Below are 19,569 nucleotides of genomic sequence, written 5' to 3'. Positions count from 1 at the left end.
AGACGATGAAACATAACCCCTCAAAAAGACTATTTAAATTAGACTGTGGAGACATTTACCTCCAGGAATTTACACTGAACGATGCCAATCCTATACACAGAATTTCCAACCAACCCGGAATAGCCCACTACCTGCCTGACTGGAAATCAACAGTAGAACAGAGGGTCGAGTGGTTAACCCATTATGAAATTCCCGCAAATAAATCTTTTCTTGAAGCGGCTTTCCATACAAGGAACCCGGCAGATCATTATTTAAAATTGGGGGTATTTCGAAAGGATACAGAGGAGTTGATCGGGTGGTGCTGTACAGGGATAAAGGAAGAGTTACCCGCACCGAACCGGGAAATTATGTATGCCATTTCCAGTGAACATCAGGGGAATGGCTATGCAACCAAAGCCTCTATTGGATTGATTGAGTATTTGTTTACTCAGACCAACGTGGACCTCCTGAACGCCGTAGCTCTCCTAGACAATGATTCATCTATAAAAGTCATAGAGAAGTGTGGGTTTACTTTTCAAGCACAGGTAACGATTGATGAAGAACCGTATCTTCATTATCGACTGAACAAATCGGATTACGAAAGGAGTGCAAGGCGATGAGCGATAAATGGATGGAATGGGCGAAAAGGATACAGGCATTATCTCAATCGGGTCTGGCCTTTTCCAAGGACGTTTATGATAGGGAAAGGTATGAAGAATTAAGGGCGATCAGTACGGAAATCATCCAGGAACATACAGGTTTGGAGATGACGAAGATAAAGGATTTGTTCGCGAACGAATCAGGCTATCAGACACCGAAAGTCGACGTGAGGGGTGTCGTCTTCAAAGACGATAAAATACTGATGGTCAAAGAAAAAATCGATGATAAATGGTCGTTACCGGGCGGGTTCTGTGACATCGGCCTGTCTCCTAGTGAAAACGTTGTGAAGGAAATTAGGGAAGAATCAGGCTATGATGTTACCCCTTTAAAATTACTCGCACTGCTCGACTTGAATAAACATCCTCATCCCCCGCAGTCACATCATTACTACAAGATATTCATCCAATGCAGTATGACAGGTGGAGAAGCCAGAAGTGGCGTCGAGACGAAGGGGGTTGGATTTTTTGAAGAAGGCGATTTGCCGGAGCTGTCCGTTGGAAGAAATACAGAATCGCAGATTAAGATGATGTTTGAATTTTTGAGGGATGGTGGGAAGGAAGCGGTGTATGATTGAACCGGTTTATATCGTACAGAAAAATCTTTAGATTAACCATGAGGAGGAAAGACAGGTGGCTCACTGTATCCATTGTAAAGAAAACTTGTCTTGGTTTTTATTTTCAAGAGATTAATGATTATCAAAAGACCTGATATTGAATGCCCATCATGTCGTCATAAGTTATATTTCACCTCCCGTTTTAAGAGAATCCTGTGTGGCTTGACGATAATGATTCCGGTGTTATTTGTGCTTGCGTTCATGATCGGCCACGTGGCCTTGTTCTGTGTGTGGCTCATTGGGTATGTACTAGTGCTACCATGGATCGTGACTGTAACCGATAATGACGAGCCATTATTCTAAATGATGGAGGTTTGATAAAATTTGCTTTCCATGATCGAAGTCTTCCTGCTACCATTCATCCTCCTCCTTTTTCATGCTGGAGAGCTTTAGATCCATAGACCATATTAATTTCACTTCATTCTCTACTAAAGAATCACGGTATCCATGTTGATCAATCGTCTCTAAAGTAAATCCCTTGCCGGAGTAAAAAGTACAAGCCGGGACATTCACGTTTTGGGTTTCCACCATCAGTGTTTGGTAGTCTCGCTCTTTTGACCAAAGTATGACCGCTTCAAGCAATTTACCACCAATGCCTTTCCCCCTGGCATTGGGATGCACGCGCAAGTCCCATAAGATTGCGGTGCCTACCATTTCTGGAGCCACCGCAGCAGCCCCGATATACATGCCGTTTTCGATCGCTGCGAACAATCCCCATTCGTCTAAGTTAAACTGCTTTGTCCAACAACGTGGATGACAATCCGGTAAGAGATCATAGTCCTTTACATAGGGGGTGCATGGCTTTTCGACCAACCGAAGCCCTCCAAGTCCGTTGTGAACGGGACAAACGTGTAGCTCAGTCGTCACCTCGTATGCAATGGGAACAGTTCCGTATTGGGTAAGTTTTGAACGGTCAATTTGTTGAATGAGCATAGTATCCTCCAAATCTAATCGTATTCCTACCTCAGCCCAAACATCCCTTTCCCATCCTCCATACTGATCGGCAATGAAGAATGTTCGTGGGTGATCAGCCATGTATCCTTTACTTTCTCCAAGCAGAATGTAAAGCGGTTCGTCATCTGGCGAAGTTTCTCTCCGGATTCTTCTTTGTGGGCAGCGAATGTCACGGCACAGTGGGCAAAAGCGAGATGGGCATTTTCCTCCACCACCACATCTTGAAAGTCGACTTTTAGAATTTCTCCGTCATCCTTTAATCCGATGAACCATTCCGTCACATTCTCCTGCCATGAAGCAAGGCCGATACACTCCCATTGTCCCCAGCAGTCATAGATATGGACAGCGGGGTCATAGATGGATAGGAAGCTTTCGATATCTCTTTCGTGTATCGCATTCTTGTATTGTTCGAGCACGTCCTGGACGTTCATTGTCTCATCTCCTTTGATCTCATCTTAACTATTTCAAGACGCTGAGGTGAATTCCCTCCTTTGATTTTTTGGAAAGAGGTTGTCATCACTCTAACCTTTGTATTAACATGATAATAAATTGGATTTGTTTTCCATAAAGGGGAGGAGGGATTGAATGGGGAGGACATTCACTCGTTTTTTGATTGTTTTAGTAGCCATTACGTTAAGCGTCATCTGTATTTGCCATATTCCAGCGCTTATGTTTAAAGACATTCCGCCACCGGCTGATAAACCTTTTGCACAGGTAACAAAAGAATTAGGTTTTTTTCCTGGCAACTACTTCATTGAATTAAAGAAAACGTTTATTGAGCTGTTTCATTTTAAGGAGATCAGCTATGTAGCACAGGGTACCAACGTCGAGAGGACGATTTTCCCATACATACTGGAATCCTATACGTATTCACTTCTTCTCCTTTTTGTTTCACTCTTCATTGCGTTATTCGTCGCTGTTATTTTTACGACGGGAACGTTTTATTTGCCCCGAAAGATGCAGGAAGCAGTGAAAACCATCCTGACGGTTCTAGAGACGCTGCCCGATGTATTCGTGATTTTCTCTCTACAGCTGGGGGCCATTTGGGTATTTAAACATACGAATTTACTTGTGACAGAGCCCTATTCACTATCCGGACAAAAGATCTATTTTCTGCCGATACTCACGCTATCCCTGATTCCCATGATTTATCTCTATAAAACTACGATCTTGATGTATGAGAATGAACTCGGGAAACCCTATGTCGAGCTTGGGGTGGCAAAGGGGATGGGGAAGCTGTACATCTTGATCCGGCATGTCTTTCCAAACGTTCTATACTCCTTTTTTTATAACTTGAAATATATGTATCTACTGCTTCTATCCAACATGATCATCCTCGAATACATGTATAACATCTACGGCATTTTACAATTCATGACCAATCATCCGAGCTACGAAATCATATCGGCCGGCTTGATCTTACTCACACTCCCTTTGTCGATCGTCTTTTTCTTGATTCAATCATTTCTGCCAAAAGGAGTGATGTATGTTGATCAGAAGGCTATGTAAGCATGGAAGCCTTATAGCGGGTCTAATGTTGCTGGTCCTCCTGTTGGGGACAAGCTATGTGAATACTCATTTCTTTAAAGAAGACATAGGGAAGATTTCGCAAGAAGATTACTATAATAAAAAGCCGCTCCCTCCCTCATGGGAACATCCTTTTGGCACTTCGACCGGCGGGATGGATATGTTTGATGCGACATTGGGGCAAACCATGACGACTCTGAAGTTTGCCCTTGTTGTCACAGGTGGGAGAATGCTTATTTCCCTGGTATTGGGACTTCTTTACGGACTCCTTTATCGAAGGCTGAAATGGTTGGATGTTTTCATAGAAGGATTTCATTTTGTCCCGACCACACTTCTCGCCTTTTTACTACTCTATAATATGAGGTTAATGGATTTTAATCTTTTTATGGGAGATCCCGACTTCAGATGGACCATGACCACGTGGATCTTGATCGGAGTCGGCATTCCCTCTTTATCCCAGCTGGTCGGAAAAGAAACCTTCCTGGTCATGCAGCAGGAATTCATCCAGGGTGCCCGGGTGTTGGGAGGGAGACATCTTCACATTCATGTAAAGCACGTCCTACCGAGTGTGAGAGGGAAGTTCCTGCTGATGGCCAGCGGTCAAATGATTGCTGTACTGACCCTGATGATGCACGTGTCGATCCTTGGTTTTTATATTCCTGGATGGACGGCATTCATCGGAAGCAACTACTATGAGTTGATGCTGTCACCATGGATTGTTTTCTTTCCGGTCCTGTTATTAACCACAATGATCGTCTCACTAACCTTGATCACAAATGGCATTCGTTCCCTCTTGGATGGAGGGTATCTAAGGAGGAGGTCGTCCATTCTCTCAGGTGGGACTGGGATGCAAAGGCCTTCGTCTAAAGGTATTTCTTATTAAAAGGAGATGGAGTTCAATGAAAAGTCCGATTTTAAATCAAATCAATACGGTGTTTGTCCATGTCAGCAATCTGAAGGAATCCGTTCGATGGTACTCTGAGTTACTGGGTCAGGCGTATGATCTCGAGCAGGTGGAAGATCCCGTCTACAACCTGTCCATCAATCATTTCACTGGATTGACCCTGGACGCAGGGCCACAGGGTGTGACGAAAGAGGCTGATCAGAGTAAACATCCTCTCTTTAATTTTCACACTGAAAACATTGAAGAAGCACATTCTTATGTAGAACAGCTGAACTATGAAATCGTTTCGGAGATTACAAGATTCGATGATTTTGCTTTTTTCGTCATCCAGGATCCCGATGGCAATCGAGTGATGATCTGTACGGGATAATGAAAACAGGAATGCCCAGGCTAAAGGGCATTCCTGTTTTTATATTTTCAAATGAAGAACATTCTGAGGTCCTTTAGGCCCCACATATACTTCGTCTTCGTCGGTGAAGCCTGTCTTCAGGTAGAGGCTGATGGCAGCTTGATTCCGTTTGTTGACGCCGAGGACCACTTTGTCCGTTTCGGGAAGGTGTTCCCTGATGAAACCTGGTAGCTGGTTGAGCCCTTCCTTGGCAATGCCTTGCCCTTGGTATCTTACATGGATAGAAAAAGAGGTTAAGAGTCTTGCTTTCGGGTTAGACGAATATTTACGAAGCTTTTCCCCTTTCTCCAGCGCAAAATAACCGACAGGTGTGTCATCGAGTAGGATCACTATGTGACGGGTGTCTGGTGAGATGGCGGGATTATGGATTTTATCGAGGGGCAGGCTCGTGAATTGGAGCTGGTCTTCCGGGAGATGGAAGTCCTTAAGCTTATGTTCATAGGTTTCGTTGTACAAGGCTAAAGTGATTGGCACGATGATTCCTCCGTTTAGTAGTATAAGGGGATTATAATCTATTTAGAAAATTGGGACAAATAATCATTGGAAGGTAGGAGGAAATAAGGTAAAATTAGAACGTATGTTTGATTAGGGGGTTATTAAATGAATGCAATTCAATTAATCATACTCAATTTAGAGGAAGTGAGAAGGAGAAGTGTAAAGCTTTGGTCAGGCATTCCAAAGGACTTTTTTCATTGGAAACCAGATGGTGAGGCCATGTCTTGTATCGAGATGGTTCGTCATGTGTTAGAAAGTGAACATTATTATCACTTGGCATTAATCAATGGAGGGAGTTTAAGTGAATACGAATCACCCTTTGCAGGTAAGCCGTGCATTTCAGTGGAAAATGAGTTGGAGCTTGCCGAGCCGTTCAGAAAGAGTTTTCTGGAATATGTTTCGGATTTGAACGAAGAATCTTTATCTGCTGTTAAGATTGATCGTTCCGATGTAGGATATGTGAGGGAAATGGGCGATATGCTGATGAGAATCGCATACCACGAATCCGTTCACGCCGGTCAGTTATTGGATTACTTACGAACAGGCGGGATTACGAGGGCGAATCTCTGGGATTAGGGGGAGCATGGAATATGAATCATACGGAATATAAGACGGTTTGGAATCTCGACAGCATCTTCAACGGGGGAAGCGCATCTCCTGAATTAGAAGACCATATGAATCAGACGAAAGCAAGGGTTTCCGAGCTGGAAGAACTCATGCAGAAAGTGACGCCAAAGTCGGATCAATTGGATAATGTTCTTAAACGGATCACGGAAATAAAGGTTTCGATAGCACAGATGAGGTCATTTGCGATCTGTTTGCTTTCGGTGGATCCGGACGACCAGGGTGCCCAATATTATAGAGGGGAAGCAACGGCCCTTCAATCAAGATATGATTCTATCAGGAATGACTTGAAGAGAGTGTTAGCTTCTATAGAGGAAATGGAGTGGGGAAGTTTGCTTGCTTCAGAGAATCTCAAGGACTTTGACTTCATCCTGGGAGAGTGGCGTGAAGAAGCGGAAAGGGAGCCTTCACGGGAAGTGTCGAATCTCATGGTAGACGGATACCACGCATGGGGACAATTCTATCAGTCAATTATGAGTAGCATCAGGGTGCAGGTGAGGGGAGAGGAGCTTTCGGTTGGACAGGCCATTAATCTCAGAACCCATGCCGATGAGTCGGTCAGAAGGGAATCTCATGAAGCGCTGGTGGCAAAATGGACCGAACATGAGGGACAGTTTGCTCAAATCCTAAATCACCTGACAGGTTTCAGGTTAAATATGTATAAGAGTAGGGGCGTCGAGGATGTCCTTTGTATTCCTCTCGCTGAAAACCGTATGAAGCGGGAAACACTGGATGCGATGCTTTCTGTGATGGAGAAGTATAAGGAGCCGTTTGTCGAATATCTGAATGTGAAAGCAGGGATGAATGGCGAGGTCAAAATGAAGTCCTATCATTTCTGGTCCCCGATGAATCACGATCATCAAGGAATGGAGTACGGGGAAGCCTCAGCGTTGATCGCAGAACGGTTTCGTGCGTTCGGATCAGAAATGGGGAGGTTTGCAGAGACCGCATTCCGTGATGGATGGGTCGAAGCGGAAAACCGTCCCGGGAAGTCGGCGGTTCCCATTTGTGCAGGGTTTCCGTTGACGGGGGAATCGAGGGTGTTCATGACGTTTCCAGGTACATTTAAAGGCGTGCTGACCCTTGTACATGAACTGGGCCATGCCTTTCATAACCATGCGATGAAACAGGTGAACGGGATGAACAAATCGTATCCCATTAATTTGGCGGAAACGGCGTCGACCTTCGCAGAAATGATCATTCTTGAATCAGCCATGGAAAAGGCTGATACCGACGAAGAGAAGCTGTTCCTACTGGATGAGAAATTGAAGAGGAGCGTTATGAACTTCATGAACCTGCACGCGAGATTCATCTTTGAGAAGCAGGTTCACGAAGAACGGAGAAATGGCTTCATACCGGCAGCACGCCTGAACGAGATGATGGGGTCGGCCATGGAAGAAGGATATGCCGGAGCCCTTGATGAGGTCCCGGTTCATTCGTGGATATGGACGCCACATTTTTATAAAACGGAATCTCCATTCTATAACTTTCCGTACACCTTTGGGTATTTGCTGGCACTCCATCTTTTCGCCAGAGCAAAGGAAATAGGAAAAGGATTCGAGGACGATTATTTGGCTCTCCTGCGGGATTCAGGCAGCATGTCGGCAGAAGAACTCGTCATGAAGCATTTAGGGGAAGACATTACGGAGGAATCTTTTTGGGAAAAAGGGATGGAACTGTGCGTGAAAGACAGTGAGGAATTTGTGAGACTGGCAGAATCACAGTGAAGAAGCTTCAACTGCTCATAGCGCTTCCTTCGATTTTGTTATTAAGTGTGGCTTTGTTTTTTCACATTGATTTCCTCTTCTATCTTTCTTTGGTCGGGATCTTTCTGGCCATGATGATCAAACAATTCAGGATGCGTGGGCAGATGTATGAAATGAGGCATCCAGACGGTGTGGATGAAGACAGTACAGAAATCGATGTCAGCGGAGAAGATTAATAGTTGAGAGAAGGAGTAAATCCATGGATAAAATCTTACATACCATAGCCGATCGATTGACGAAGCAGGAAGGAAAAATGGTCATCGGCATTTCAGGTCACGGTGCTTCAGGTAAAACGACGTTTGCGAGGAAGTTGTTGGAGTTGCTTGGAAATAACGTCAATTATATCAACACCGATCCTTATATCGTAAGTTCGGCTGTCAGGAAGCACTCCTTTATAGAATATGAATACGGAAATGAAAAGCATCAGTCCAAAATGACCGCATGTCATCCGGACGCTCATCATTTATTCGCCCTTGACCGGGACATCAGGATGGTGAGGGAGGGAATGGATTTTTACACGTTGGACGTACCCTATGATCCAAGCCGGCTCATTTCTTCCCAAAACAACCTGACGATTGTAGAAGGAATGTCCGTCGCGTTCAGCAAAGCAGATTTATACGATCTGAAAATTTACTTCTACACAGATGGAGAGACAGAGCTCATGAGAAGGGGCATCCGCGACATAAACGAAAGAGGGATGGAAGTGGAGTATTTGCGGAAAACCCATGACGAGCGAAGGGTTCAATATGAAGTCTTTATGCATCCGAAGAGTGAGAATTTTGATGTCGTGGTGAGGAATTCTGATGAGGGGTATTGGGTGGAGAAAGGCATGGAGTGAATCTGAAAAGACACGAATTCCGGATGAATGAGCCTCATATGATGGAAATAACGATTGAGTGTTTTGGTTTATTTTGACATAATTAGTAATAGTGGAAGTACCTGAAACCGAGGAATGGAGGGAATGGATGAAAAGACCTTTAGGTGTATCGATCATAGGATATTTCTATATTTTTGGTGCGGTGGTTCTGTTATTCACCGCCATTTTTTATCAAGCTGACGCTGATGCCATCAGCATATCGGAACGTTTTGGTGTATCGATCCTGCCAGAACGGATGATGAGAATAGTATTGGCACTGTTTTCTCTATTGATGGTGTATGGGTACATGAGGTTGAAGAGATGGGGGTTTTGGTTGTTTGTCTCGTACTCAGTGCTGTTTGGTCTAGTCAGTTCGGTTATTGCAACGAACCATCCTCAGCAACCTTTCATAGGGAATGTTGTTTTTTCAGTGATTGTCTTGATCTATACGATTTATGTGAAAGGGGTATTTTTCACGACTGCTGAAAGAGGTCAGCCAATATAAAACAAAGGGTTTTAAGTATCGGGGGTTTATCGTGAAAGGTAAGCTCCTTTTAATATGGAGGAGGAAGTCTTATGACACAACAAACATATACACCGCCAAAACATATCGTTTCAGCGGCTACAATCGTTCTGAATGAAAGTCGGGAAATCCTATTAATAAAGGGACCAAGACGTGGTTGGGAAATGCCCGGCGGTCAGGTGGAAGAAGGAGAGTCGATAAAAGATGCCGCGATCAGGGAGACGAAAGAGGAGACAGGCATTGATATAGAGGTGATGGCATTTTGTGGAGTATTTCAGAATGTGAAACGGTCCATCTGCAATACACTATTTCTTGCAAAGCCCGTTGGAGGAGTGCCGACTACTTCTCCTGAGAGTCTAGAGGTAGCATTTTTTCCGATCGATGAGGCGCTCAAGATGGTGACGCATTCGAATTTTAGAGAGCGGATCGAGTGCTGTTTGGATGAGGGGCAGCATCCTTTTTTTGTGGAGTTTTAGAAATATGGTTGATTGGTATTTAAGTGATAAAAAGGATTTGAAATCGTTCAAGTAGAGAGGTGACAAATATGAATAAAGACAACATGAGATCCAACCTCCTGGACAGGTTCCGTATTTCTGATGCGGATTTTCTGGGTTCCGGTATGGAAGCAGAAGTATATGCTTTAGATGATCAGAGAGTGTTGAAAGTATATAATGATTTGTCTGACGCACGGAGACAAGAGAGATTAAGGAATTTCTATGCTGGACTAAAGGCGGATCACCTGAGCTATGAGCTCCCCTATATTCACGATATCTTAGTAGAGAATGGAACGTTAGTGACGATTGAAAAGAGGATGCAGGGAAGCGATTTGCAAAGCAAGCTTGCGGGGATGACCCATGACGAGCAGACAAACATGATGAAAACGTATCTTCAGGCAAATCTGGAACTGCAATCCCTTCAAGGAAGCTCAACGATGGAAGGATTCCAACTATTTCATGATCACCGTATGTCATCAGGCAGGATGGATAACTGGTATGATCTATTAAGTGAAACGATAAAGCTTAAACAGACTGAGTTGAAACCTTATTTTGAGGGGGATGTCCGGGATTACGGGGCAAAGTTAACTCTAATAATGGAAAGACTGGCAACTGGATATGAAGGGGACTATTCCATCATTCATGGAGACTTTTACCCTGGGAATATCTTAATCAATGAGAAACATGATGTTACAGGGCTGATTGATTTCGGGATGCTGACCATGTATGGGGATTATTTGTTTGATTTGGCGATCGGATGGGTGTGCCTGGATATGTATAATCAGCTGAATGCAAATCTTCGCGAAAGGTATTTGGAAATCATTGTTTTAACCTTAGGAGAAGGGGTACGGAAAGATTTATATTTCTATGTCTTACTCTACAGTTTGATGACGGCGAATCTTTATTCACCAACGTGTGAGGATGGTCATTATCGGTGGTGTGTGGAGAATTTGAATCGTGAAAAGTATTGGGAAGTTACATAATCCATTCGCCAGTGACCTCGTTTTGACTGGAATTTGAAACTTTTTACAATCCCCGAACGTAAGTATAAATAATACGAGGGGGAATCAAAATGAAAAAATTCTTCACACGAACATCTTTAGTGACGGCTGTGATCCTTGCCGTTGCGATTTGGATCGGGAGTCTTCTGTTCTCATTTTCTTTCGGGGAATGGAGCTTTTTCATCGGTCTTGGATTAACAGTGGGACTTTTCTTTTTCAACAGCAGTGGCGGTGCGTTATCCAAAGGGGCTACACTCGGAGCAAGTCAGGCAGGGTGGAAGATTCAGAAGGATAATGAGCTGAAATCCAATGTAGGTTCAGTGTTTTATGGTGTCCTTTTGTTTACGGTTATTAGTTTCGTTGTGATGATGGTGACTTATTTTTAATGAGAGTCTATATGGGATTAGGAGTGACGGCATGTTTCACTTTATCGGTACCCCCGCATTAGAAACTGATCGACTGAATCTTCGAAGGATGTGCATGGACGATACTCAGAGAGCCTTTGATCAATGGCTATCTGACGAACGGATTTCCGATCATCGTGTCAGTCCGGCGCACAAGACCATTGCTGAAACACATAAGCGGATGGAGAAGACTGTGGATGGGTACGTTTCAAAAGAGTTTTGTCACTGGGGAATCGAACTCAAGGATGGCAGCGGCCTGATCGGAGAGATTGATTTATATGATTTTGATTCATCTACAGGAAACTGTGAGGTCAGTTATTCCATTGCATTTGACTGGTGGAATAAGGGATACGGGACCGAGGCATTGAAAGCCGTTGTGGAATTTGCCTTTACCAACATGAACGTACACAAACTATCCGCTGCCCATAATACGGATAATCCTGCTTCAGGCAGGATCATGGAAAAAGCCGGGATGAAGCAGGAAGGCCTCATCCGGCATATGATCAGGAATGCTAAGGATCAGTACAAGGACTGTGCGGTTTATGGACTTCTCCGTGAAGAATATCTTCTCCGGAGGGAAGGGGACGTATGAAAAGGATAGCCATTGATATGGATGAAGTAATCGCTGACTTACATAAAAAGCACCTGAATATTTTTAATAAAAAATATAACGAAAGTTTGACTCCAGAGGACTTATTGGGGACAAGACTTTGGAAAATTCGACCCCATGTTGCCGATGACATCCTTTCGTATATAGATGACCCGACGTTCTTTAGGGATTTGGAAGTGATGGAAGGGAGTCAGGACGTAATTAAAGAGCTGAGTGAATCTTATGAAATTTACATCACTACTGCGGCAATGGAGCACCCTACTTCTTTTACGGCAAAGTATGAATGGCTAAAAGAACATTTCCCGTTTCTATCAGACTTACAATTTGTCTTCTGCGGTAACAAGAGCATTATTCATGCAGACTATTTAATAGACGACAGCCCAAAGCATTTTAAAGACTTTAAGGGAGAGGGGATATTATTTTCAGCTCCTCATAACCGGTATGAGATGGGATATGTACGCGTGGAGAATTGGGATGAAGTGAGAAAGTTCTTTTTATCATAAGTCGTGAATTTTATAAAAGGAGGAGTGAAGCGCATGTTCAAGAAATTAGCCATCCTACTTATCCTGCTCTTCTCCTTTGGAAAGACGGCTTATAGTTACGAAGGGGGAACCGCCCATGTCAAAGGATAACTTGACGCTTGTCATCATCCTGGGGATTTTGTCAACGATAGCGGGTTTTATCATGCTTTTCTTTAATGTTTATTTTGGGACGGCCAGTGCCGAAACATGGTTAATCAATAAAGGAAGCGGGGGTCAACATTATAACGTCATTGTAAAAGGATATATCAATACCTTTTTGGTTGGAGGGAGCATCTTATTTGTCATGGGAGTGTTAGCTATTGTCTTAGGGTATCATCAGCTTCAATTGAAAAAAGGCATTGAATCACAGTTAGATGAAAGTTCGTAGAAGAACACCAGGAGGAAGTAGATTGATAGAAACAAATGAGAAAACGATGAAAGAAATCATCTTCGTCACAACCAATAAGGGAAAAGTTGCTTCTGCAGAGAAGGAGTTAACAAATATAAAGGTCTTACCGATCGAGGCTGAGTTAAGTGAACCGAGAAGTGATGACATCAAGGAAATTGCGAAACAAAAGGTGTTGCAGGCATACTCCATTGTAAAAAAGCCATGTATCGCATTGGATTCAGGTTTTTTTATTTCGACATTGAATGGATTCCCGAGGGCTTATGTGAATCATATGTTGGACACGATCGGCATCGAGGGGGTTCTGAAGCTGATGCAGGGGGAGGAGAATAGAGCATGTGAATTCAGGTCCTGTCTTGCTTACTACGACGGGGAGGAAATGAGATTCTTTGAGAGTAAATCTCCCGGCGTCGTGGCAGAAAAAATACAAGGTTCCGAGAATGTGAATAGCTGGTCTGATCTTTGGTATATCTTTATCCCTAAGCATTTTCATAAAACGATGGCTGAGTTTGATGAAGGGGATTTTACCGAATATAACCGGGTGAAAGAGGATTCGGGGATGAAAAAGTTTGGGGAGTGGTATTCGGGATTGTGACAGGAGGATCAGGAATGATCAGTGTTTTGTTAATATTAGCTATTATTCTATTAATTATTGGGTTTTTGACACCCGTGGGATCAGTAATGACTTTATTCGTTTCTGCGATTCTTTTCTTAGTGGCATTGGTGCTTTCTCTTAAGAAAAAAGAGAGTCGGTGAAGAGGCTGAGAATCCGTGTTTAAATCTGAGAAGGTGAATAGATTGATGGTAATTGTTATGTAGGGGGAGGAGTGCTTCTCCAGACTATGTACACAACGAGTCTGATTAAAAATGTGAGGACTAGAAAAGAGAAGTCGTCGATTTATTAAATATTATTTGTTTCTATTGATCTCYCAATAAAGAAGAGGGGTGCCTAGCGTAAAGGCACCCCTCTTCTTTATTTCATATAATATACCACTTTGTGTGAACCGATTCACCACTATTCGAATAAAATCCACTCTTCATTTCAAAAGAAATAAAACTTTTTTTAAAAAATATGATCCATATCAAAATACGCTGCGTTATCTTACCAGAAAACAAAAAACCAAACGAAAAAGGAGAATTCATAAAATGGAAAAAACAAAATTACTTAAGAAAATCGCAGCACCAATGTTAGGATTATCTCTACTAGCTCCAACGGCAAGTTTTGCGGCAGAAACACCGACAGCGGTGACGCCGGCTTCCGATCTTCGTTCCACACTGGATCAATTACTCTCTGAACACTATGTATTAGTAGTCAACGCCATGGTAAAAGATTACAAGGATGCACCGGATGAGAAAGAGGCATATGAGGCACTTAATCAAAATGCACTGGATATGACGCCGGCCATCGAATCGATTTACGGGAAAGAAGGCGCTCAGAAATTCGAAGAAATCTTTGCCGGACATAATGAATACTCACCGGATTTCGTTGAAGCTGCCAAATCAGACGACGCGGAAATGAGAAAAGCGGCTGAAGCCGAAGTGAAAGATTTCGTCAATGAATTCTCGGCCTTCCTTTCGACAGCAACAGAAGGAAATCTTCCTGAAGCGGCAGCGAAAGAGGTATTAACAGCACATGAAATGGATGTCATCGAAGCGTTTGACAGCTATGTAGATGAAGATTACAAAGGCTATCAAACGAATTTCAAAGAAGGGTACGACAGAATGTTCGATATCTCGAAAGCCTTATCCGGAGCGATCGTGACTCAGATGCCGAATAAATTCAACAACACGAAAGTAGATGCACCGGCAGCGGAATTACGCTCTACACTCAATAATCTGGCTGCAGAGCACTTTGCGCGGGCAGCGATGAGCATGCAAAAGGGTGTCAACGAAGCGCCGGATTATGATACAGCGACTTGGGCAGAAGATATGAACACAGAAGCATGGACGAAAGCGATCGGATCCATCTATGGAGAAGAAGGTGCTGCACAATTCAAGAAATTATGGACAAGTGAGCACATCAATGCACAGGCAGATCTAGTGAGCGCAACATTAGCAGGTGATGATGAAGGCGTGAAGGCAGCGAAAGACAGCCTCGGTATGTTCACTGAAGAATTCGGTGCATTCCTGGCAACGGCAACAGAAGGAAATCTTCCGGAAGACGCGGCCATCGCTTCACTGAAAACACATGAAGATCAAGTAGTGAAAGCGTTCGACTCGTATGTAGCAGAAGACTACAAAGCAAGCACCGATACATTCCGTGAAGGATATGCGTTCATGTTCGGTGTAGGGAAAGCACTTGGTGATGCGATTGTGAAGCAGAATCCAGAGAAGTTCGCATCAAGTGACATGCCTGAGCAAATGCCAAACACCGGAATGGGTGGAGCGGCTGAAGAAGGAATGCCGATGGCTGCATGGATCACATTTGTAGCGGTAGCAATGATGGCTGGCGGAATCATCATCAAGAAGAAGTTTGCGGATCAACAATAATCTTAGAGCCAGGAGGAGAGCGGGATCACGCTCTTCTCTCTTCTCTTAAGTGGAGGGAACACGATGAAGAAACGAATGCTTATCATACTGATTGCAGTCTTGATGATAAGCGGGGTGGGTACCGCCCATAAGGAAGAAGAATTTGTTCTTCTTGACTCTTTAAAAAAGAAGAAAACAGAGCTTGAAGAGCAGGTAAAGGTTCAAGAAGAAGGAATTACGCCTTCCCGTGTCCAGATCCCGAGCATGGACATCGATACGAACGTCATACCAGTCGGACTGCTTGAGAACGGGGAAATGGAAGTGCCCGAAGAGACGGATGTCGTCGGCTGGTATGATCGTGGTGTAAAGGTAGGTGCCAAGGGAAATGCTGTTCTTGCTGGTCATGTTGACAGTAAAAAAGGACCGGCGATCTTCTTTTATCTGAAGAATATCGAGATAGGAGAAAAGGTCATTGTCACAGATGAACAAGGAATGAAGCGAACATTTGAGGTGAAATCGAAGGAAAGCTATCCGAGTGATGAAGCGCCGATTGAGAAAATCTTCGGACCGTCGGATAAACGGAACCTGAATGTCATTACATGTACAGGAACCTTCAATCATGACAAGCATCTCTACCCGGATCGGCTGGTCGTGTATACAGAACTCATCTCTGAAACGAACGTCAATGAAGTAAAAGTGCCGGAATCTCCAACGGCTGTTCAGGTAGACACAGGATCGGTTTCGTGGCATTCGGTGCAGAGTGATACCGTCATGGGATACAGAGTGTATAAAAAGACGGCGGACGGAAAAGAATTCAACCATATCGCTAGCATCTCTGCCCACGAAAGGAAGAGCTTCTTTGATGGGGAGGCTGAAGAAGGGGATTCTTATTACATCACAACTGTGAATATAGAGGATCGAGAATCTGCTCCTTCTGAAAAAGTAGAAGTGAAATAAGAATGAGGAAGAGACCCCCTTCTGTTGATGGAGGGTCTCTTCCTCCGAATGAATGGCTGAAACATGGAAATACTTCCTTTAAGGAGGTGTTTTTTTATGTTCGAAGAAATACAGCGGCTCAATCACTCAGCCAATAAACTGGAAACCAAATATTGGCTGAGTGAGGACCTGTTCAGTCTCCACTGGTGGGTCATTGTCATCCTGAACATTCTCTTTCTTATCCTATTGATTAAGCTGATAGATCGTAAGCGTCCTTTAGACATCATTGTAGCTTTCCTTATAAGCTTTATCCTCGTCGGATTCATCAATGAACTCGGCTATTACTATCATTGGTGGAGCTATCCTCACCAATTCATCACGGCGTTCAAGGTCATGAATGCAGTTGACTTCCTGACCATCCCGGTAATTCATACGCTCCTATACCAGAAATATAGTGGATGGAAACCTTATATGATTGCGAATGCTATCATTATGGCTATTATTTCCTTTGTAGGGGTGCCGATTTTTGTCCATTTTCATTACTATGTTCTATATGACTGGAACTACTTGAAATCCTTTCTGGCACTGCTGGTGGTGGGGATGCTTGTGAAGGTTCTTGTGGATTTCTTGATCGATTGGGCAGCGGTTGCGAGAAAGTCATGAGGCGGTCGCTATTTCTGTTTAAGAGGCTCCTTGATCATTGAGACGAGATGTGTTTTGGAATAAATACCCAAACGTGATCTTGGCTCCCGATTGATGAGCCAGATCCTGGAAAGTGATCTGAAATCAAACCATATAAACCAACATACATACGCGACGACTTCCAACAGTCCATTTATTAAAAAAATCCGGGATCAGCAATCAATCCCGGATTTTTGCTATTTCACGAATGTAAGTTTGACGGGCTCAACGCGATCCATACTAGCCCGATACAACGTAATTTCCCCTGAAGGAAGCTTAGGATCATTCGAGTGACTTTGAAAATTCTCATTCAATCCGATTGTCCATTCCGCCTCACCGTCCCTCATCAGGACGATGGCAATGGTGCCGAATTGGACGACGTTGTCCCAATCGTAGGTCTGTCCGGATTTTCCGTGGTAGTCAATGGAGATGCCCTTCGGTGTGCTGTCAATCCTGAGGTCGTTTCCTTTCCACTGGCCCTGAATCGTCGGGCCGACATAAGTATACGAAATACCTGAGTCCCTGGCGCCGTATGTTCCGATGTACTGGTGAATGCTGTTGTCAGAGGCTCGGTAGGTCAACGCCGCGATGTCATTTTCAAGCCATTTCAACTTGAATTTCCCTTGTGTTTCGTAGGGAAGGACTTCTTTCGGTCGTGCGAAGATCCGGTAATAGGTTCTGTAATAGACGGCTTCACCCGTTTTTCTGTCTTCTTTTAAGACGAACTGATTTTTCATATCGGGTGAAAAGCTTACAATCTGTTTGATCTGCTGACTATGGTTCACGATGAGGCCCCCTTGAAGGAGGATGAGAATACTCGCTGTCACGGATGAGACCATCTTCCACGTTTTCGGAATGGTAAAGAGAAGGAAGATAGAAGCAGCCATGCCAGCCACAATCACGATATTGATTATATAAAATAGACGATTATCGATATATTCCAAGTCATATGCGGCGTGCAGGAACAGGTATCCCATCTGGAAGATGAACAGGAGGATGGATAAGATGAATAGTAGACGCCCGATTCTTTTTTCAGTCTGTTTCATCTGACTGTACCTCCTTCTGGAATGACCAGGTCCGTCCCTGATCTTCTGAGATGAATTTCCCTTTTACTGTTCCGCCTTTATAATCACCGTTTGGACCTTGATTGACGTAGGCGGCCAGGTGATCACCTTCTTTGAAGGGGACTTCTGACATGACAAAGATCCTTTTATATTGATCCGGGATATCCATCGCTGCCCTGTTCCACGATTTTCCGCCGTCCTGTGTGACATGAAGATCCGGTTCTTCGGGGTTTAGGATGCCGAATGAGAGAAAGCCGGTGTCTTCATCCACAAATCCACCGTCATAAATGAGACGCGTGGTATCTGGGCGTGGCGTCTCCTTCCACGATTCCCCTCCGTCTTTCGTCAAATAAACAGTCGTCAATTCCTGTGACATCGTCCGGTCGGCAGAGAGGATCACGTAGCCGAAGGACTCATTGAGAAAGTCGACCTTCCTGAAACGGATAGGCGGAGAAGAAGCTGTGACCTGAGCGTCTTCCCATGTCTCCCCTCTGTCCTTTGAAAAAAGCAATCGGACGCTTTTATCGACGGAATAGTCACGGGCGTTTATGAACGCAGCGAGATCTTCTGTCAGAATATAACTATCCTCTATCAGCTCGTTCTCACTCCCGGAATACTCCCCTTGGAATATATTTTCTTTTTCCACAGGTACTTGAATCCACTTCTCACCATGGTTGTAGGTGATCTGCAGCTGATCCTGTTGAAGCGAGTATCCGACAGGGTCAGCTTCATTCACCGCTTGAAGCGGTGGCGGACCGGGATCACTTATTTCAGGCGTCTCCGGCTGAGTTACATGTGGCTCTTTCTCAAAAAAATACGTGCCTGCGATGATCCCAATGACCATCAGACAAGCCGTACCGATCATGATGTATTTCACATTACCAGACTCCTTTGGTTATATTTTCTATTTTAACATGAGGCAAGGATTGAATAGGTTAACATATTTTGGAATAATGAAAGTGAGGAGGGGATTATGTGAAAATAAATGCGTATCTCATACGCTTGTCGTTTTCCATCATGATCATCTTTGGTGGGACGCTTGCGATTGTTTATATAAAAACGGACATACCTATGTGAAAAAAAGCGATTGCCCGACCTGTCCCGTTTGTGAAAAAGAACGGAAACCCGACACTGGATTTCTATCGGTTCTCGCAAGCCCGGCAAGAAGAGCGTTGGAGAATAACGGGATCACGATGCTTGATGAGCTTGCTGAATTCAGTGAAAAGGAGATTCTTGCTTTTCACGGGATGGGCCCTTCGTCGATACCGAAGCTTCGGAAGGCGCTTGTGGAGAAGGGGTTGGGGTTTAAAGGGGAGAGGTGAAGGGAGATGGCGATTATACATAGGCGATGCGAAGGTGGGCAAGACTAAGACCGAATTTGAAGAGTACGTGAGATCTGGCAAGGCTGATAAATAGACGGAAATACTCCGTTTAATTAGTCATTACTAGATGAAAAAGGATGAAATAGACGGAAAGATTCCGGCTATTACTCTCAAAATACAAAAAATAGGTGATTTTTCTGTGGGTAAGCGGAAAAACTCCGCTTATTTACACCGAAAACAAGTTCCATTCTGAATGTAACCGGAAAATCTCCGCTTATTTTTGATGGTTTTATTTAATAGAATACGATGAACCGAACCATATCAATTGAATCCACGTTTGATGTTTTGGTT

General features: G+C 43.9%; 27 protein-coding genes and 1 pseudogene. 23 read left to right on the top strand and 5 right to left on the bottom strand.

Features of this window, described 5'->3' with window-relative positions:
• The first annotated feature begins 5 nt into the window (after positions 1-5).
• The 3 genes from AM506_RS16770 (at position 6) to AM506_RS22830 (ending at position 1,555) form a co-directional block, all read left to right on the top strand.
• Positions 6-599: a GNAT family N-acetyltransferase gene (locus tag AM506_RS16770; RefSeq protein WP_060673670.1), complete on the top strand. Its 594-nt coding sequence runs from the start codon at positions 6-8 to the stop codon at positions 597-599.
• Positions 596-1,213, top strand: coding sequence for an NUDIX hydrolase (locus AM506_RS16765; protein ID WP_060673622.1), 618 nt, complete (start codon positions 596-598; stop codon positions 1,211-1,213). Before AM506_RS16770 ends, AM506_RS16765 begins: the two co-directional genes overlap by 4 nt.
• Positions 1,214-1,414: 201 nt before the next feature.
• Entirely contained in the window at positions 1,415-1,555 is a 141-nt protein-coding gene (locus AM506_RS22830) for a hypothetical protein (RefSeq protein WP_160316893.1), read from the top strand.
• Between the two features lie 48 nt (positions 1,556-1,603).
• Here AM506_RS22830 and AM506_RS16760 read toward each other — a convergent pair whose 3' ends face one another.
• A complete protein-coding gene (locus AM506_RS16760) occupies positions 1,604-2,185 on the bottom strand; it encodes a GNAT family N-acetyltransferase (RefSeq protein WP_060673621.1) in 582 nt (193 codons plus the stop codon).
• Positions 2,186-2,211: 26 nt separating this feature from the next.
• Entirely contained in the window at positions 2,212-2,637 is a 426-nt protein-coding gene (locus tag AM506_RS16755) for a YybH family protein (protein ID WP_060673620.1), read from the bottom strand.
• Positions 2,638-2,791: 154 nt separating this feature from the next.
• On the opposite strand from AM506_RS16755, the gene AM506_RS16750 reads away from it, so the two are divergent.
• The 3 genes from AM506_RS16750 to AM506_RS16740 are packed head-to-tail and all read left to right on the top strand — an operon-like array spanning position 2,792 to position 5,007.
• On the top strand, positions 2,792-3,715 hold the full coding sequence (locus AM506_RS16750; protein ID WP_060673619.1) for an ABC transporter permease subunit: 924 nt from the start codon (positions 2,792-2,794) through the stop codon (positions 3,713-3,715).
• Positions 3,693-4,616: an ABC transporter permease subunit gene (locus AM506_RS16745; RefSeq protein WP_060673618.1), complete on the top strand. Its 924-nt coding sequence runs from the start codon at positions 3,693-3,695 to the stop codon at positions 4,614-4,616. Before AM506_RS16750 ends, AM506_RS16745 begins: the two co-directional genes overlap by 23 nt.
• Before the next feature lie 16 nt (positions 4,617-4,632).
• Entirely contained in the window at positions 4,633-5,007 is a 375-nt protein-coding gene (locus AM506_RS16740) for a VOC family protein (RefSeq protein ID WP_060673617.1), read from the top strand.
• A 39-nt stretch (positions 5,008-5,046) separates the two neighbouring features.
• On the opposite strand, the gene AM506_RS16735 is transcribed toward AM506_RS16740, so the two are convergent.
• Positions 5,047-5,520: a GNAT family N-acetyltransferase gene (locus tag AM506_RS16735; protein ID WP_160316892.1), complete on the bottom strand. Its 474-nt coding sequence runs from the start codon at positions 5,518-5,520 to the stop codon at positions 5,047-5,049.
• 126 nt (positions 5,521-5,646) lie between these two features.
• Between AM506_RS16735 and AM506_RS16730 the strand changes: the two genes are divergently transcribed.
• The 16 genes from AM506_RS16730 (at position 5,647) to AM506_RS16660 (ending at position 16,814) form a co-directional block, all read left to right on the top strand.
• On the top strand, positions 5,647-6,117 hold the full coding sequence (locus tag AM506_RS16730) for a DinB family protein (protein ID WP_060673615.1): 471 nt from the start codon (positions 5,647-5,649) through the stop codon (positions 6,115-6,117).
• A gap of 14 nt (positions 6,118-6,131) precedes the next feature.
• Complete coding sequence (locus AM506_RS16725) at positions 6,132-7,892, top strand: M3 family oligoendopeptidase (RefSeq protein WP_060673614.1); 1,761 nt, start codon at positions 6,132-6,134, stop codon at positions 7,890-7,892.
• Complete coding sequence (locus tag AM506_RS16720; RefSeq protein ID WP_060673613.1) at positions 7,889-8,107, top strand: hypothetical protein; 219 nt, start codon at positions 7,889-7,891, stop codon at positions 8,105-8,107. The genes AM506_RS16725 and AM506_RS16720 overlap by 4 nt, the downstream gene beginning before the upstream one ends.
• Positions 8,108-8,130: 23 nt before the next feature.
• Complete coding sequence (locus tag AM506_RS16715; RefSeq protein WP_060673612.1) at positions 8,131-8,769, top strand: uridine kinase family protein; 639 nt, start codon at positions 8,131-8,133, stop codon at positions 8,767-8,769.
• Between the two features lie 127 nt (positions 8,770-8,896).
• On the top strand, positions 8,897-9,292 hold the full coding sequence (locus AM506_RS16710) for a hypothetical protein (RefSeq protein WP_060673611.1): 396 nt from the start codon (positions 8,897-8,899) through the stop codon (positions 9,290-9,292).
• A gap of 71 nt (positions 9,293-9,363) precedes the next feature.
• Positions 9,364-9,786, top strand: coding sequence for an NUDIX hydrolase (locus AM506_RS16705; RefSeq protein WP_060673610.1), 423 nt, complete (start codon positions 9,364-9,366; stop codon positions 9,784-9,786).
• A gap of 68 nt (positions 9,787-9,854) precedes the next feature.
• The gene (locus AM506_RS16700) at positions 9,855-10,787 is read left to right on the top strand and encodes a phosphotransferase family protein (RefSeq protein WP_060673609.1); all 933 of its coding nucleotides are present in this window, start codon (positions 9,855-9,857) and stop codon (positions 10,785-10,787) included.
• 89 nt (positions 10,788-10,876) lie between these two features.
• A complete protein-coding gene (locus tag AM506_RS16695; protein WP_235576135.1) occupies positions 10,877-11,191 on the top strand; it encodes a hypothetical protein in 315 nt (104 codons plus the stop codon).
• 31 nt (positions 11,192-11,222) lie between these two features.
• Positions 11,223-11,801 (top strand): GNAT family N-acetyltransferase, encoded by a 579-nt coding sequence (locus AM506_RS16690; protein ID WP_060673607.1) that lies wholly within the window; start codon positions 11,223-11,225, stop codon positions 11,799-11,801.
• Positions 11,798-12,322, top strand: a complete 525-nt coding sequence (locus AM506_RS16685; RefSeq protein ID WP_060673606.1) for a 5' nucleotidase, NT5C type — start codon at positions 11,798-11,800, stop codon at positions 12,320-12,322. Before AM506_RS16690 ends, AM506_RS16685 begins: the two co-directional genes overlap by 4 nt.
• 115 nt (positions 12,323-12,437) lie before the next feature.
• Positions 12,438-12,728 (top strand): hypothetical protein, encoded by a 291-nt coding sequence (locus AM506_RS16680; protein WP_060673605.1) that lies wholly within the window; start codon positions 12,438-12,440, stop codon positions 12,726-12,728.
• A gap of 22 nt (positions 12,729-12,750) precedes the next feature.
• Entirely contained in the window at positions 12,751-13,341 is a 591-nt protein-coding gene (locus AM506_RS16675) for a non-canonical purine NTP pyrophosphatase (protein WP_235576134.1), read from the top strand.
• Between the two features lie 14 nt (positions 13,342-13,355).
• Positions 13,356-13,502: a hypothetical protein gene (locus tag AM506_RS22825; RefSeq protein ID WP_160316891.1), complete on the top strand. Its 147-nt coding sequence runs from the start codon at positions 13,356-13,358 to the stop codon at positions 13,500-13,502.
• A 390-nt stretch (positions 13,503-13,892) separates the two neighbouring features.
• Positions 13,893-15,236 carry a hypothetical protein gene (locus tag AM506_RS16670; RefSeq protein WP_060673604.1) on the top strand — a complete coding sequence of 448 codons (1,344 nt, stop codon included), beginning with the start codon at positions 13,893-13,895 and terminating at the stop codon, positions 15,234-15,236.
• A gap of 63 nt (positions 15,237-15,299) precedes the next feature.
• A complete protein-coding gene (locus AM506_RS16665; protein WP_060673603.1) occupies positions 15,300-16,172 on the top strand; it encodes a class F sortase in 873 nt (290 codons plus the stop codon).
• A gap of 96 nt (positions 16,173-16,268) precedes the next feature.
• Positions 16,269-16,814, top strand: coding sequence for a hypothetical protein (locus tag AM506_RS16660; protein ID WP_060673602.1), 546 nt, complete (start codon positions 16,269-16,271; stop codon positions 16,812-16,814).
• A 215-nt stretch (positions 16,815-17,029) separates the two neighbouring features.
• Here AM506_RS16660 and AM506_RS16655 read toward each other — a convergent pair whose 3' ends face one another.
• Both AM506_RS16655 and AM506_RS16650 read right to left on the bottom strand, forming a co-directional pair.
• A complete protein-coding gene (locus AM506_RS16655; protein ID WP_060673601.1) occupies positions 17,030-17,878 on the bottom strand; it encodes a hypothetical protein in 849 nt (282 codons plus the stop codon).
• Entirely contained in the window at positions 17,865-18,773 is a 909-nt protein-coding gene (locus AM506_RS16650; RefSeq protein WP_060673600.1) for a WD40/YVTN/BNR-like repeat-containing protein, read from the bottom strand. Before AM506_RS16650 ends, AM506_RS16655 begins: the two co-directional genes overlap by 14 nt.
• Positions 18,774-18,951: 178 nt before the next feature.
• Here AM506_RS16650 and AM506_RS16645 point away from each other — a divergent pair.
• Positions 18,952-19,218, top strand: a pseudogene (locus AM506_RS16645) (RNA polymerase alpha subunit C-terminal domain-containing protein); the annotation flags it as partial.
• Positions 19,219-19,569: the final 351 nt, after the last annotated feature.

This window comes from Rossellomorea vietnamensis, assembly GCF_001305855.1.
In the GTDB taxonomy this organism is placed as follows: Bacteria; Bacillota; Bacilli; order Bacillales; family Bacillaceae_B; genus Rossellomorea; species Rossellomorea vietnamensis_A.
The sequence above is the reverse complement of the archived record's forward strand: the minus strand, read 5'-3'. Positions and strand labels throughout refer to the sequence as shown.